Origin of the sequence: Pseudarthrobacter chlorophenolicus A6 (assembly GCF_000022025.1) — a bacterium.
Classification (GTDB): Bacteria; Actinomycetota; Actinomycetes; order Actinomycetales; family Micrococcaceae; genus Arthrobacter; species Arthrobacter chlorophenolicus.
Genome location: NC_011886.1, coordinates 2,770,763 through 2,785,842 on the forward strand (window position 1 = coordinate 2,770,763; position 15,080 = coordinate 2,785,842).

At 65.0% G+C, this 15,080-nt stretch carries 9 protein-coding genes and 2 tRNA genes; 4 read left to right on the forward strand and 7 right to left on the reverse strand.

Annotated elements, in window-relative coordinates; all coding sequences use genetic code 11:
- Together ACHL_RS12450 and ACHL_RS12455 are read right to left on the reverse strand one after the other, a co-directional pair.
- Nucleotides 1-792: an electron transfer flavoprotein subunit beta/FixA family protein gene (locus ACHL_RS12450; RefSeq protein ID WP_015937642.1), complete on the reverse strand. Its 792-nt coding sequence runs from the start codon at nucleotides 790-792 to the stop codon at nucleotides 1-3.
- 272 nt (nucleotides 793-1,064) lie between these two features.
- Nucleotides 1,065-2,735, reverse strand: a complete 1,671-nt coding sequence (locus ACHL_RS12455) for a S1C family serine protease (RefSeq protein ID WP_015937643.1) — start codon at nucleotides 2,733-2,735, stop codon at nucleotides 1,065-1,067.
- Nucleotides 2,736-3,046: 311 nt separating this feature from the next.
- Here ACHL_RS12455 and ACHL_RS12460 point away from each other — a divergent pair, with 311 nt between their 5' ends.
- The 3 genes from ACHL_RS12460 to ACHL_RS12470 all read left to right on the forward strand — a co-directional run bounded on the left by ACHL_RS12460 (nucleotide 3,047) and on the right by ACHL_RS12470 (nucleotide 7,513).
- On the forward strand, nucleotides 3,047-5,098 hold the full coding sequence (locus tag ACHL_RS12460) for a TPM domain-containing protein (protein WP_015937644.1): 2,052 nt from the start codon (nucleotides 3,047-3,049) through the stop codon (nucleotides 5,096-5,098).
- 107 nt (nucleotides 5,099-5,205) lie between these two features.
- Nucleotides 5,206-5,997, forward strand: a complete 792-nt coding sequence (locus tag ACHL_RS12465; protein WP_015937645.1) for a PspA/IM30 family protein — start codon at nucleotides 5,206-5,208, stop codon at nucleotides 5,995-5,997.
- 88 nt (nucleotides 5,998-6,085) lie between these two features.
- A complete protein-coding gene (locus tag ACHL_RS12470) occupies nucleotides 6,086-7,513 on the forward strand; it encodes a cryptochrome/photolyase family protein (protein ID WP_015937646.1) in 1,428 nt (475 codons plus the stop codon).
- 22 nt (nucleotides 7,514-7,535) lie between these two features.
- On the opposite strand, the gene ACHL_RS12475 is transcribed toward ACHL_RS12470, so the two are convergent.
- From ACHL_RS12475 to ACHL_RS12495, 5 genes are all read right to left on the reverse strand, one after another.
- Complete coding sequence (locus ACHL_RS12475; RefSeq protein ID WP_015937647.1) at nucleotides 7,536-8,468, reverse strand: cytochrome b/b6 domain-containing protein; 933 nt, start codon at nucleotides 8,466-8,468, stop codon at nucleotides 7,536-7,538.
- A 141-nt stretch (nucleotides 8,469-8,609) separates the two neighbouring features.
- Nucleotides 8,610-8,683: transfer RNA gene (locus ACHL_RS12480), tRNA-Met, on the reverse strand.
- Nucleotides 8,684-8,834: 151 nt separating this feature from the next.
- A tRNA-Met gene (locus ACHL_RS12485) sits at nucleotides 8,835-8,908 on the reverse strand.
- 174 nt (nucleotides 8,909-9,082) lie between these two features.
- Nucleotides 9,083-12,040, reverse strand: a complete 2,958-nt coding sequence (locus ACHL_RS12490) for a UPF0182 family membrane protein (protein ID WP_015937648.1) — start codon at nucleotides 12,038-12,040, stop codon at nucleotides 9,083-9,085.
- Nucleotides 12,041-12,205: 165 nt separating this feature from the next.
- Nucleotides 12,206-13,396: a YlbL family protein gene (locus ACHL_RS12495; protein ID WP_043794036.1), complete on the reverse strand. Its 1,191-nt coding sequence runs from the start codon at nucleotides 13,394-13,396 to the stop codon at nucleotides 12,206-12,208.
- Nucleotides 13,397-13,531: 135 nt separating this feature from the next.
- Here ACHL_RS12495 and ACHL_RS12500 point away from each other — a divergent pair, with 135 nt between their 5' ends.
- Nucleotides 13,532-15,040: a zinc-dependent metalloprotease gene (locus ACHL_RS12500; protein ID WP_015937650.1), complete on the forward strand. Its 1,509-nt coding sequence runs from the start codon at nucleotides 13,532-13,534 to the stop codon at nucleotides 15,038-15,040.
- The last annotated feature ends 40 nt before the right edge of the window (nucleotides 15,041-15,080 follow it).

Sequence of the window (15,080 nt, forward strand, 5' to 3'; positions counted from 1 at the left end):
TTAGAGCAGCTTCTGGGCGGCCAGGAAGTCCACCAGCTTGATGCCGGCGTCGCCTTCGTCGGTAATGATGGTGCCGGCGGTCCGTGGCGGCCGTTCCTCGGCGCTGGTCACCGTGGTCCAGGAGCCGGCAAAGCCAACCTGGTCGGGGGAAACTCCGATGTCCGCGAGGGACAGCGTGGCGATGCTCTTGCGCTTCGCGGCGATGATGCCCTTGAAGTTGGGGTACCGGGGCTCGTTGATCTGGTCCGTTACGGACACAATTGCGGGCAGCGGCGCTTCCACGGTTTCCGAGGACGTATCCGCGTCGCGGCGGGCGGTCAGGCTGCCGCCGGCAACCTCCAGCGACGAAGCGAACGTCACCTGCGGCAGGCCAAGCCGCTCGGCCAGCTGTGCCGGCACAAGGGACGTCTCACCGTCGGTGGACGCCATGCCGGTGATGACCAGGTCCACCTGGCCGAGGTGCCGGATGGCGGCGGCGAGCGCGAGCGACGTTGCGGCCGCATCGGAGCCGGCCAGGGCGTCGTCGGTGAGGTGGACGCCTTCAGTGGCACCCATCTGCAGCGACTTCTTGACGGCGTTGACCGCGCCGGAGGGGCCCATGCTCAAGGCGATGACCTGGTTGCCGGCCTTGCTGCCGCCCCGTGCCTCGGCGAGCTGCAGCGCCGCTTCGAGCGCATATTCGTCCAGCTCGGACAGGATGCTTTCATCGCGGTCCGTGGTGTTGCCCTCCCCATTGAGGTGGCGGTCGAACTGGGCGTCCGGTACATGCTTGACCAGGACGACAATCTTCAAAGTATCTTCCACTGTAGTGACAGCAGCCTTCCATGCTTGTGGACAGCCAGCCGGGTGAGGTCATGGCCGCGGAGTGCCCGGCATGCGGGTAGGTCTAGCTAACCATATTGCGACCGCCATGTGACGCCCGGTTAACCCCTGTGTCCGTGCGTTTCCTGCGCGGGCGCCCGTATCCGGAAACCCGGCGGCCAGGCGATTCAGGAACGACGGCGGCGCCGCCCCCGAAGGTGCGGCGCCGCCGTCGTTATTGCCGGTAGACCGGTGTGGTGGGCCTAGCTGGCTGCGGTGCCAAGTTTGACGTCGAACGTCTGTTCCTTGCCGCTGCGCAGAACCGTGATCTTCACCGAAGACCCTGCCGGCTGTTCACGGACAGCTGCCGTCAGCTGGTTGGGCTCGCCGATGGTGAGGTCGTTGAACTTGGTGATGACGTCACCCACCTTGATCCCCGCGTTGGCTGCGGGCGAATTGGCTTCGACGGTGGCTACGTCTGCGCCGACCGAGAACTCGGAGGATGCTCCCGAGGTCGTCTTTGCCTTGACGCTGACACCAAGCTGTCCGTGGGATGCCTTGCCGTTGTCGATGATCTCCTGGGCCACGCGCTTGGCGTTGTTGATCGGGATGCTGAAGCCCACACCGATGTTGCCGCTGGAAGACGATGAGGTGCCCGAGCCGGCGGAGGCGATGGCAACGTTCACGCCGATGATCTCGCCCTTGCTGTTGACCAGTGCGCCGCCGGAGTTGCCGGGGTTGATGGCCGCGTCAGTCTGGATCACGTTGATGGCGATGGATCCCTGGCTCGAATTCTGCTGGCTCTGGCCGCCGCCGGGAGGCGCGAACTGGAAGCCTTCGTCCCCGCCCTGGCTGTTGTCCCCGCCTTCGGGTGCCGCTGACGAGGCGACGCTGATGGTCCGGTTGAGGGTTGAGACGATGCCGTCCGTCACGGTGCCGGTGAGTCCCAGCGGTGAACCGATGGCGATGGCGGTGTCGCCCACATTGAGCTTGGACGAATCGCCGAGCGTGGCAGGCGTGAGGCCGGACGTGTCATCAACCTTGATAACGGCGAGGTCGGACAACGGGTCGGTGCCCACCAGCTTGGCGGGAACCACCTTGCCACCGCTGGTGCGGATCTCCAGGCTGGCGTTGGCGGATTGGCCGTCCAGGGTCACCACGTGGGTGTTGGTGAGAATGTGGCCCTGGTCGTCAAGGACGATGCCCGAGCCCGTTCCGCCGGAACTCCCGCTCGTGGCGCTGATGGTGACCACGCTCGGCGACGCCTTCACGGCTGCCGCGGTGATCTCGTTGACGCTGTCCTGGTTGTTGACGATCACGGTGCCCGGCTGGCTGTTGCTGCTGGCCGTCGTGGAGGTTCCCGTGCTGCCGAACAGCTCGCCGGAACCTACCGTGGCCACGCCGCCGCCGACGAGGCCGGCAGCAAGGATGCTGGCCACCAGGGTCCCGACGCCGAACGTCGCCTTGCGCCGGGGAGCGTCCTTGGCGTTGGGGGCAAGTCCAACACCGCCGGCGGGCGCCCCGTGGGCAGTTCCGGCGGGCGGCGGGCCGTAGTGGTGCGCGTTTCCGTTGTGCTGGTTCTGCTGGTGCTGCGGGTTCTGCCCGTAATAGGCCGACTGGCCGTAGAACGGCTGGCGCTGCGGGTACTCGGGCTGCTGTCCCCGCGGGATTTCCCGGGTGGGGTTGTCCCCGCCCTGACGGTCGAACTGCTCCGTGGGGTACTGGCGGCCCTGGTCAACTCCCCCGGTGTTCGCATGGGTAGGAGCATTGCCGTCCGTGCCCTGGTTTCCTGATGCGTCAGGACCGGCACCCGCATTGTCCGCATGCCGAGCGTCCGTGGGACCGTCTCCCGGCATCGTGGGCTGCTGCCATGGATTCCGGCTGGTGGACCGGCCGTCCTCGGGGCCGTGCCCGGAACTTTGGTTCTCAGTCATGGGACTTCCTTTCATCCTCGTCTGCATTAACTATGTACCCCATCGCTGGAACAAGTTCGGATGTTTGCTGGGAGCTTGCTGAACGCGGCTGGCGACCGGATCACCAGCCATACCGCCCCCGGAAAGCGGGCCCGCCCCCAACGTTTCGCTGGTGGCATATTCAGCTCGATGGACGGTCTGTGGGGTGCACCATAGAATCAAGATGAAATGCCACAGCGACCTGCGGCTTCACACCAAGCGTGGGGGCGCTGCTGGATTTCGTGACGACTGATTCGTCCGGAATCGGTGTCAGGCGTGCTGAAGGGTTGCACATGCGGTCAAAGTTCAAACGTATTCTCGCCGTCGTTGGCCTTACCGGCCTGCTGGCGGTTCCCGCCGGCGCGGCCTGGGCCGAAGATCCGGTCACCCTGGATCCCCAGACCAAGATCGTCGACTCGGCCGGAGTGCTGGGCGCAGACAAGTCCAAAGTGGAAGCTGCCATCAAGAAGCTTGGCACCGACCACGCCACCGTGCTGCATGTCGTTACCGTGAAGAAGTTCGAAAACCCCACTGACCGCGAAGCATGGACTGACGAAGTCGCCCAGAAGGCAAACCTGGGGTCCAATGCTCTTATCTTTGCGGTAGCAACAGAAACCCGGCAATACACCCTGAACAAGGGCGGCAGCAAAATCACGAGCGCCCAAGTTGAGAACATCAAATCGACAGCCATCGGGCCGCAGCTTGCCAACGACAATTACGCGCAGGCTGCCATCAACGCGGCATCGGCGATCGGGGACGCAGCCGGCGGCGGCAGCGGCAAGCTCCCGTCCGAGGGCGGCGCCGGCGCTGCCGTGCTCGTGGGCACAGGCGTTGTGGCCGCCGGCGGCGCCGGCGCCTACCTGTACTTCCGCAACCGCCGCAAGAAGGCAGCCGGCCAGGCCTCGAGCGCCAGCTACGGCCCCCAGGGTGGCCAAGTGGACCCGCTGGCTTCCCTCAGCGTCGAGGAACTTCGCCGAAAGAGCGGCTCACTGCTGATCGAAGCCGATGACTCCATCAAGTCCAGCGAACAGGAACTCATGTTCGCCCAGGCGCAATACGGCGACTCCGCCGTGGGCAACTTCACCAAGGCCCTGGACGAGGCCAAAGCCCACATGACCGAGTCGTTCAAGCTCCAGCAGCAGCTCGACGACCACATCCCGGACACTGAAGAGCAGCAGCGGACCTGGTTGGGCGAGATCATCCGGCGGTCGGAGGCCGCGCTGGCCTCCCTGCAGGAGCAGAAGGCAGATTTCGACTCGCTGCGCGAACTCGAAAAAAATGCTCCCCAGGCACTGGCCGCCGTGAACGCCGGAGCACGAGACGCCGACGCAAAAATTGCCAGCGCCGAAGAGTCGCTCACCACGCTGCGCGCCAAGTACGCCGACAGTGCCTTGACCCAGGTGTCCGACAACATCCTGCAGGCCAAGGAACGCCTGGCGTTCGTCAAGAACGCCAGTACCGCAGCACAACAGAAACTGGACGAGGGCGAAGCAAGCCTCGCCGCCGTGGCTGTCCGCGCTGCCGAGGAAAGCCTCCACCAGACGAACGTCCTGATGGACGCCATCTCCAAGCTCTCTTCCAGCCTCGACGAAGCCCGGAACGGCCTTGAGGCCGCCGTGGTGGACACCTCCCAGGATTTGGCACAAGCCCGGGCGATGATCCAGTCCGGTGCCCACCCCGAGCTTGCTGGCCCGGTAGCGGGCGTCGAGGCTGCCCTGGCCCAGGTCAAAGCCGAAATCCAGGGTGGCAAGATCGACCCCATTGCCACACTGCAGCGGGTTGAGACTGCCCACCAGTCCCTTGACCAGTCGCTGACCGGAATCCGCGACCAGCAGGAGCAGGCTCGCCGGGCCCAGGCCTCGCTGCAGCAGACCATCATGTCCGCCCAGGCGCAGATCAGCGCCACCTCGGATTACATCACCGCCCGCCGGGGCGGCGTCGGCACTGAAGCGCGCACCCGTTTGGCGGAATCACAGCGGAATCTGGACTACGCGCTCTCCATTGCCCGGACCGATCCCGTCACGGCCCTCACCTACGCACAGCAGGCACACGCCCTCGCCGCGCAAGCAGCGCAGCTGGCGCAGGCCGACGTGGACCACTTTGACGGCTACGCCAACCAGGGCTACGGCCGGGGCGGCATGTTCGGCGGCGGCGGAGGCGGCGGCCTGGGCGGAGCCATCCTGGGCGGCATCCTGATCAACTCCATCCTCAACGGCGGCGGCGGTGGCGGCTGGGGCGGCGGCCACGGTGACGGCGGGGGCGGATTCGGCGGAGACTCCGGCGGCTTCGGTGGCGACATGGGCGGCGGCTGGGGCGGCGACTCCGGCGGCGGCGGCGACTTCTGATCACTACAAGCTAGGCGCCCGCCGGTAAGCCGGCGGGCGGATAGGCGCAGTACACCACTGTTCACTGGCAGCAGTGGCCACAACAGAGCAGGACGAAAGGTAACACCATGGTTAAGCAGTCCATTTTCGGCCGCATCGCTCAGCTGGCGAAGGCAAACATCAACTCCTTGCTGGACAACGCTGAGGATCCGCAGAAGATGCTGGACCAGATGGTCCGGGACTACACCAACAACATCGCCGAGGCTGAATCAGCCGTGGCACAGACCATCGGCAACCTCCGCATGCTCGAAGACGACTACAACGAGGATGTCCGCAATGCCCGCGACTGGGGCAACAAGGCCCTGGCAGCCTCCCGCAAGGCCGACGAATTCCGCAGCAACGGCGATGTGACGGACGCCGAGAAGTTCGACAACCTGGCCAAGGTGGCCCTGCAGCGCCAGATGGCTGCCGAGAGCGAGGCCAAGGGAGCAGAACCCAGCATCGCATCGCAGCGCGAAGTAGTGGACAAGCTCAAGAACGGCCTCGATCAGATGAAGGGCAAGCTCAACCAGCTCACCAGCAAGCGCAACGAACTGGTGGCACGGTCCAAGACCGCAGCCGCACAGTCGCAGGTCCACGACGCCATCAAGAGCATCGACATCATGGATCCCACCAGCGAGGTGGGACGCTTCGAAGAGAAGATCCGCCGCGAAGAGGCGAAGGTCCGCGGCCAGCAGGAACTGGCCGCATCGAGCCTCGATGCGCAGTTCAACCAGCTGGAAGACCTTGGTGAGCAAGTGGAGATCGAGGCACGCCTGGCCGCACTGAAGTCCGGCGGTAAGAGCACCCAGGCCATCGGTTCGGGCAATTCTGCCGATTCCGCATCTACCGTGGATGAGGCGGATTTCGACAAGCTCTGAACCAGCCGAAGCAGCTGATTGCCAACGCAGAGGGGCCGGGACGGAAAGTCCCGGCCCTTCGCCGTTCCCGGGTGTGTAGCGTGGTGGCATGGCTTCCACAGATCTGACGTCACTCGTATGGCTGCGCGACGACCTTCGCCTTGACGACAACCCTGCGCTGTCCGAAGCTGCGCACCTCGGTGCACCGATGACGGTGGTCTATGTCCTGGACGAAGAGTCGCCCGGCGTACGGCCGCTCGGAGGGGCCAGCCGTTGGTGGCTTCACCACTCGCTGGCGGCACTGGCCGCCGTTCTGGAAGCCAAGGGTTCGCGGCTGGTGCTGCGCCGCGGCAAGGCCGCCGATGTCATCAGTTCATTGGCTGCGCAGACGCATGCGGGCCACCTGTTCTGGAACCGCCGCTACGGCGGGCCGGAACGCGATATCGACGCCGGCCTGAAGGAATGGGCCGCAGGGAACGGCATCGAAGCCTCCAGTTTCCAGGCCAACCTGCTCTTCGAGCCCTGGACCATCAAAACCGGCGCCGGCGGCCCCTACAAGGTCTACTCACCATTTTGGCGTGCCTGCCTGGCAGCCGGCGACATCCGGGATCCCCTGGATATTCCGAAGGACCTTCCCGAACCTGCCGCATCCGGCCGCGGCCTCCCTGCCAGCGACTCCCTGGGCAGTTGGAAGCTGCTGCCCACCTCGCCGGACTGGAGTGGAGGACTGGCCGAAACGTGGGTGCCCGGCGAAAAGGGCGCCGTGGACCGCCTTACTGACTTCCTGGACGGTCCCATCGAGGACTACGGGACCGGACGGAACATCCCCGGCACTGAAGGGACCAGCAGGTTGTCGCCATACCTCCGGTTCGGCGAAGTCAGTCCGTTCCGGGTGTGGCGCGAGATCCGCCGCCGCCATCCGCGGCAGGTTCCTGCCGACGTCGGCATCTTCCGTTCCGAACTCGGCTGGCGCGAATTCAACTGGCACCTGCTCTACCACAATCCGGAACTGGCCACCCGCAGCTTCCGGCCGGACTTTGAGAAGTTCGAATGGGCGTCCCTGAGCCGGAAGGAACTGGCCGCGTGGCAGCAGGGCCGGACCGGCTATCCGCTGGTTGACGCCGGCATGCGGCAGCTCTGGCAGACCGGCTGGATGCACAACCGCGTCCGAATGGCAGCGGCATCCTTCCTGGTCAAGAACCTCCTGACCGACTGGCGGGTGGGCGAACAATGGTTCTGGGACACGCTGGTGGATGCCGACGCGGCGAACAATCCCGCCAACTGGCAATGGGTGGCCGGCTCCGGCGCGGACGCCTCCCCCTACTACCGCATCTTCAACCCGGTGACGCAAAGCAAGAAGTTCGACGCCGGCGGCGACTACCTGCGCCGGTTCATCCCGGAGATCGCCGGCCTTGAGGGCAAAGCGATCCACGAACCCTGGACGGCGGAACCGGACGGCTACCCCCAGCCCCTGGTGGAGCTTCCAGAGTCGCGGGAGCGGGCCCTGGACGCCTACCAGAAGCTCAAGGACTCCTGACCGCCTGTGAGGGCCGTCAGGGTCAGCGGCTGACCTTGCCCATCAGTGACGCGATGGGACGCAGGAAAAGCGGTCGGGCGAGGAACCAGGCGCCGACCATGACGGCCACGGAAGCAGCGAAGACCCAGAAACCGAACCAGCCGTCGTCGTCACGCACACCGTACATGTGGTTGAGGTTCCGGAGCGCACCCGTGGCGAAGACCAGGAACACGTGCACCACCACGAAGGCGACGAAGTAGATCATCACCGGGAAGTGCACTGCCCGGGCCCACTCAATGGGGTATGCCTTGTTCAGGCCGGCGGCCTTCTTGGGCCACGCACCGGACATGCGCAGCCCGGTGATGAACGCCAGAGGTGCGGCAATGAATACGGTTATGAAGTAAGTGAGCAGCTGGAGCGCGTTGTAGTTGACCCAGCCGTTCTCGGTGGGCCAGTTCAGCGAGGCGTACTGGAGGGCGGCCGAAAGGGCATTGGGGAAGACATCCCAGCTGGTGGGGACAATCCGCATCCACTGGCCCGTGGCAAACAGGAGAACAGCAAACACCAGGCCGTTGAGGATCCACAGGGCGTCCAGAATGAGGTGGAACCACAGCTCAAGGCTGATCTTCGTTGGCGCGCCCTTGGTCCGGATCAGGCCCTTGTTGTTGCGGGTCCAGTGGGCGCTGGGACGGGTGGTGGTCCGCACCTGCCAGCCCGTACGGATAATCAGCAGCAGGAAGAAGGCGTTGAGGAAGTGCTGCCACGCCAGCCAGGCGGGGAAGCCTTCCGGTGCCGAGTCCGGCAGCTCCGAATGGCCCGGGTAGTCAGCCACGAAGGAAGCCACCGCGGGAAGGCCCACAAGCCACCGGGCTGCCAGGACCACCACAACCAGCGCCACAAGGACGGCCGGGACGCCCCAGTAGAGTCGGGACCGCTTACCCGTGGCGGTGCCGGGCTTCTTCGTGGGTGTGGACATCGAACTACATTCCTCTCGAGAATGACTGGCCAGGTGCTCGCAGCGCGCAAGCCCTGCGAACGAGAATACTAGGAACTACCCTCATCCACGGAAAAAAGAAGACCCCGTCCGGCTGGTGTGCCGAACGGGGTCTTTCCATAGTTGCGGGGACAGGATTTGAACCTGTGACCTCTGGGTTATGAGCCCAGCGAGCTACCGAACTGCTCCACCCCGCGTCGCTTGATCAACACTACCCTATCTTTTCGGCCGCCGTGACCACATGGCCGGACGCCCCTCCCTGCCACGTGCCGCAGCACTCCCGACGGGCACATCCGGGAGCACAAAAAAGACCCGGACACTGTTTCCAGTGTCCGGGTCTTTTACCAGTTGCGGGGACAGGATTTGAACCTGTGACCTCTGGGTTATGAGCCCAGCGAGCTACCGAACTGCTCCACCCCGCGTCGCAAGAACTACTTTACCGGGAGGTGAACGCCAGGCCAAATCGGGAGGGCGTGACGTCCGTTACGCAAGCGGCACCCGCTTCCCGGAGGAAGCGGGTGCCGCCTTACGTCGTCGTACTTTCTTTCGTTCAGGTCCTGGGCGCCCGGGAGTGGCTCAGCACGCCGCGAGCCTGGCTAGTTGCTGGGCGACGGTGACGGCGTTGCCGTTGGTGACGGGCTTGCTTCCGGGGTGGTGCCGGGAATCTTGGCCTCGGCGTCCACGGCCTTCTTCAGTGCCGCGGTGATCCGCTTCTGCGCCTCACCGTAAGCGGCGAAGTCACCGGTTGACAGAGCCGACTGGCCGGCCTGGATGGCAGCATTTGCCTCGTCCAGGGCTGCCTTCAGTTCAGCCTTGGCGTCCGCGCCCGGTTCCGACGGACTGGCAGGCCCGGCTGGCGTCTGCCCGTTGTTGTCCGAATCGCCCGCTGCTGCGCCGGAATTACCGCCGAAGAGCTGCTTGAGTGCTTCATCCAGGGTGGGTGCGAAGCCCACCTTGTCACCGAATGCCACCAGGACGCGCTGCAGGGTGGGGTAGGACGTCTCACCGGTCGATTTCAGGTAGACCGGCTGCACGTACAGGATGCCGCCGCCCACAGGCAGCGTCAGCAGGTTGCCGTTCAACACGTCCGAGGCGCCCTGCCGCAACAGGTTCAGGGCCTGGGACACGGTGGGATCGGAGTTGAACTTGTTCTGCGCCTGGCCCGGGCCGGGGACCTGGGTTTCCGGCGGGATATTGAGCAGGCGCAGCTTGCCGTAGCCCTCACCCTTGACGCCCGCCTGGTTGCCGGCGTCGGAGTCCGCTGCCAGGAAGCCGTAGAGGACGTTGCGGGCGTTGTTGTTGACGATCTGCGGAATGAAGGACGACGTGAGCTGGAATGCCGGCTTGTCCTGGTCCGGCATCTGCAGCGACATGTAGAACGGCGGCTGCTTGACGTCGGTGTCCACAGTGGGATCGGCCGGGACGCTCCAGGCGTCGTTGTTCTTGTAGAAGCTGCGCGGATCCGTTACGTGGTACTGGCCCAGCAGTTCACGCTGGACCTTGAACAGGTCCTCCGGGTAACGGACGTGGCTCATCACCGCACCCGACATTTCTGAATAGGGCTTCAGCGACGTGGGGAACACTTTGTTCCAGGCCTTCAGTACGGGGTCCTGGTCATCCCAGGCGTAGAGCGTGACGGACCCGTCGTAGGCATCCACCGTTGCCTTGACGGAGTTCCGGATGTAGTTCACGGTACTGTTCGGCAGCGCCACGGCACGGCCGGAGGTGGTCTGCGTGTCTGCAGTGGCCTCGGACAGCTGCTTTTGCTGCGAGTAGGGGTAGTACTGGCTGGTGGTGTAGCCGTCCACGATCCACTTCACGCGGCCATCAACCACCGCCGGGTAGGCGTTGCCGTCAACGGTGAGGTACGGCGCAACTTTCTGGATGCGTTCACGGGGGTTGCGGTCGTACAGGACCTGGGACTCGGAGTTCACGCCGTCCGAAAGCAGCAGGTCCGAGGACTGGAACTTGATGGCGTACAGGACCTTGTTGAAGAACGAGCCCACGTTCGGTCCACCGTTACCGGTGAACGTGTACTGGGTTTCGCCTTCGCCTTCACGGCCGGACGGACGGTCCTGCTCACGTGGTGCCGTGCCTTCCGGAGCGCCGACGATCGAGTACTCGGGCGAAGATTCACCGAAGTAGATGCGGGGCTGGTAGGAGCTGTCGTTACCCAGGACGCCATTGGAAGGGATGCCGGACTGCAGGAACTCAGGCTTGCCGTCCACGGTGAACTTGTTGCCCTTGGCCGCCACCACGCCGTAGCCGTGCGTGTACACCACGTGCTGGTTCAGCCAGCCCTGCTGGTTGGCTGCCACGTTGGTTGGGTTCAGTTCCCGGACAGCGATCACGGTGTCCTGGATCTTGCCGTCCACCTCGTACCGGTCAACGTTAAGGGCCTCGGGGAACTGGTAGTACGGGCGGTACTGTTCCAGCTGCGCGAAGGCGTCAGAAATAAGGTTGGGGTCCAGGAGCCGGATGTTCGCGGTGGTCTGCGCGTCCGGGGCCAGGGCACCTGATGTTGCGGTGTTGGTAGCGTCGTAGCGCGTTTCCTGGATTCCATCGAGCCCGTAAGCGCTGCGGGTGTTGTCGATGTTCCGCTGGATGTAGTCCTTTTCCAGCGTCTCTTCCGAGGGACGGACCTGGAACTGCTGGATCACCCAGGGGTACACCCCACCGGCAAGGATGGAAGTGATGATCAGCATCGCCGTTCCGATGACCGGCAGGCGCCATCGGCCAATGACGGCTGCCACGATGAACAGCGCAGCAACCAGTACGGCAGCGACGGCGAGGATGGCCTTCGTGGGGATGACGGCGTTAACGTCCGTGTAGAGGGCACCGGCCCAGCGTCCGCCGTTGCTCTGGACCGAGGAATACCGGTCAAGCCAGAAGTTGACTCCCAGCAGGATCAGGAACGCGGCACCGGTGACGGCAATGTGGATCTGGGCGGCGCGGGCGGTGTAGACGCCGCGCTCCATGAGCCGGATGCTGCCGTACAGGTAGTGGGTCAGGATGCCGGCGATGCCGGCAATGACAACCACGCTGATCAGGAAGCCGGTGACGAATCCCAGGAACGGCAGGACCATCACATAGAAGCTGATGTCCATGTTGAACTGGGGGTCCTGCTTGTTGAAGCCCACCTGGTTGAAGAAGAGCAATACCTTCTGCCACTGGCTCGCGGCAGCGCTTCCGGCGAAGAGCCCGAACAGGATGGGCAGGCCGATCATCACCACGCGGCGTACCGGTTCCAGCTGTGCCTGGTAGCGGTTGAGATTGTCCCGGATATCGGAATCAGGCGCATAGACGGGCCGGGAGCGGTAGGCAATGCGGATGGCGAAGAACACGCCGGCGAACATCACTGCGAACCCGGCAGCGAAGATGGCGATCTTGGCGAGGTTCTCGGTGAGGAAGACCTCGATGAACCCCAGTTGCCGGTACCAAAGGACATCGGTCCAGACGTTTGCGAAGAAGATGAAACCCACGACGACGAGGGCAACAACGATCAAGGTGGGCGTCAGCGCGCCGCGTCGGGAAGGGGGTCTGCCGGTGGACATGGTGCTGGCGGGACGGGACAAACTGGGTACCTCATAGCTGGTCGTCAGATATTCGAAGCGTGCGTGCGAGTGACGTACTCCCCCGGCCTGCAGCTGGAATTGTCCGTCACCTTTGCCACGAGTGGCGGTAAGGCTTAGTTCCTGTCGAGTCTAGATGCGCCCAGTCTAGTTGTTTCCGCAGGTGGGCAGGCCCGTTGTGTCCTGGCCGCTGCCTGCACGTTCGACGGCGGACCTCGCCTCCGCGAGCTTGGCCACCTTGACCACCTGGAGCCCGTCCGGGATGTGCCCCACCACTTCGCCGCAGTTTTCGGCAGGCGCCAGGAACAGGGTGGCTCCCCCGGCGCGGGCGCCCTGCATTTTCTGCACGATGCCGCCGATGGCCCCCACGGTGCCGTCCGGCGAAATGGTGCCGGTGCCGGCGATGTGCTTCCCGCCGGTCAAGTCACCGGGGGTAACGGTGTCGATAATGCCCAGGGAGAACATGAGCCCGGCCGAGGGGCCGCCCACTTTGTCCAGTGAAATATGCACATCGAAGGGGAACGTAAACAGGTACTTGAGCATCACGCCGAGGATGAACCGGCCTTCCCCGTTGTCCTTCGGGGTGATGGTCTCAGTCACCGGCTGGCCGTCCCGCTCCAGTACCACGGCCGCCGGGGCGCCTTTGCCTGCCGCGAGCTCGTCCTGAATGACGGCCAATGACGTGATGTCCTTGCCGTTGATGGTCTTCAGGACGTCCCCGGTCCGGATCTTGCCTTCCGCAGCGGACCCGTCCGACAGTCCCGCGGCCTGCAGTTGCTGGCCGAAAGGAATGTCCAGTTCGTTCAGCGCGGAGGCGACTGCGTTTTCCTGGGAATTGGTCATGGCCACGGCGCTCTGCTCGGCGGCCTCTTCCTTCGTGGTCCCCGTGGGGTAGATCAGCTCCACCGGATAGACGGATTTGGACCGGTCAAGCCACGCGGAGAAAGCAGTCAGGATGCTTACCGGGCCGTTGGGTCCGCCGTCGACGTAGACCGTGGTGAGATCAAGGTTGCCCGCCGCGGGGTAGGACTCATGCCCGGTGACCTTGATGACGGGTGTTCCCTGGCCCTGTCCCAGGGTGTTGTACGTGGGCCCGGGGGACTCGATGACGTAGGGCACCGGGAGGACACCTACGGCGAGGCCCAGTCCCAGCGCGGTCATGCCGGCCAGCATCATCGCCGAAACCCTGGGGCTTCGCCGGGGCGCGGGTCCTGTTGGCGCGACGCCGCCCGCGTCATTGCCGCCGGCCGCTCCGCCGTCGTAATCCCCTTGCCGGGGCTGGGAAAGAAGCTCTGAAGCGTGGTCCTCGGAGGGGTGCCCGCCACGGGTTGTAGTCACCCAACAACAGTACGCGGTGGCAGGACCCGGGAGCTCTTTGCCCACAGCGAACGTCAAGCCGGTGCGGCAGACAGCCGCGGATGGCCGGGGTACCGTGAAGGTTGAGCACCAGTCACACCGACGATCGGCGGGATCATGACCTCCAACCCACACAATTCTTCGAACGGCGACGATACCCCCAAGGACCCGTTGGCAGAGATGCTGCAGAACCTGATGGGCGGCAAGGGCATGGAAAACTTCGATCCGGCCGAGCTCGCGAAGGCCGCCGGCCTGCCGAACGATCCCAACCTGCTGGCCCAGATGTTCTCCCAGGTCCAGGCCATGATGAGCGCCCCGTCCGAAGGGCCCGTCAACTGGACGCTGGCGCACGACAATGCACGGCGCGTGGCCGCGAGCAGCTCCGATCCCTCGGTAACCTCCCAACAGTCCCGGGAAGTGGATGAGGCCCTTCGCCTTGCGGAGCTGTGGCTGGACCCGGTAACGGATCTGCCGTCCACCGGACTGATCGGGCGGGCCTGGTCCCGTGCGGAGTGGGTCGAGGCGACGCTGGGGACCTGGAAGCGGCTCACCGAACCGGTGGCGAACAGCATCGCCAATGCCCTTTCTTCCGCCATGACGGATCAGATGCCCGAGGAAATGAAGTCCATGATGGGCGGCGCCTCTTCGATGCTGCAGAACATGGGCGGCGCCATCTTCGGCATGCAGTTGGGCCAGGCCATCGGTGCACTCTCTGCTGATGTGGTCAGCTCCACGGACATCGGTGTGCCGCTTGCGGACCTCGAAATGGCGCTGCTGCCGGCCAATGTTGCCGCTTTCGGCGAGGGGCTGTCCCTGCCCGAAAACGACATCCGGCTCTTCCTTGCAGTGCGTGAGGCCGCCCATGCCCGGCTGTTCGTGCAGGTCCCGTGGCTGCGGGGGCACCTCCTCGGAGCCATTGAGGCGTATGCCCGCGGCATCCACATCGACACCTCGCGCATCGAAGAACTGGCCCGGGACCTGGACCCGAGCAACCCCGAGGGAATCCAGGAAGCCCTCTCCCAGGGTGTCTTCATGCCGAAGCGCACCCCTGCGCAGGAGCAGGCGCTGGAGAAGCTTGAAACGGCGCTGGCCCTCGTGGAGGGCTGGGTGGACGAGCTGACGGCCGCGGCCACCGAGAATCTGCTCCCATCCGCTGCCGCCCTGCGTGAAACCGTACGGCGGCGCCGCGCAACGGGCGGCCCGGCAGAGCACGCCTTCGCTTCCCTGGTGGGGCTGGAGCTGCGGCCGCGCCGCCTCAGGGACGCGGCCACGCTGTGGGCCGCCCTGAAGGAGGAGCGTGGCGTCGAAGGCCGGGACGCCATCTGGCACCACCCGGACCTGTTGCCCACCGCCGAGGACCTGGACGACCCCCAGGGCTTCAGCGCCCGCCGCAAGCTGGCCGAGGCCAGTGACAGCGAAGTGGACGATGCCCTGCAGAAGCTCCTCAGCGGCGGCTTTGATGCACCCGCCGCCGATGACGCCAACGAAACGAAGGCCGGGGCCGCGGAGAACGGCGACGACAGCACGGGTTCAGGCTCAGCCGACTCAGCCGGCTCCGGCGGCGACAGCGCCGACGACGACACTAACGATAACGACGGCGGCGAAGGCACCCAGCCGAAGGCCTGACCTTCCCGCCGCGGCGGCATGCTCTACCTAGTTGTATTGA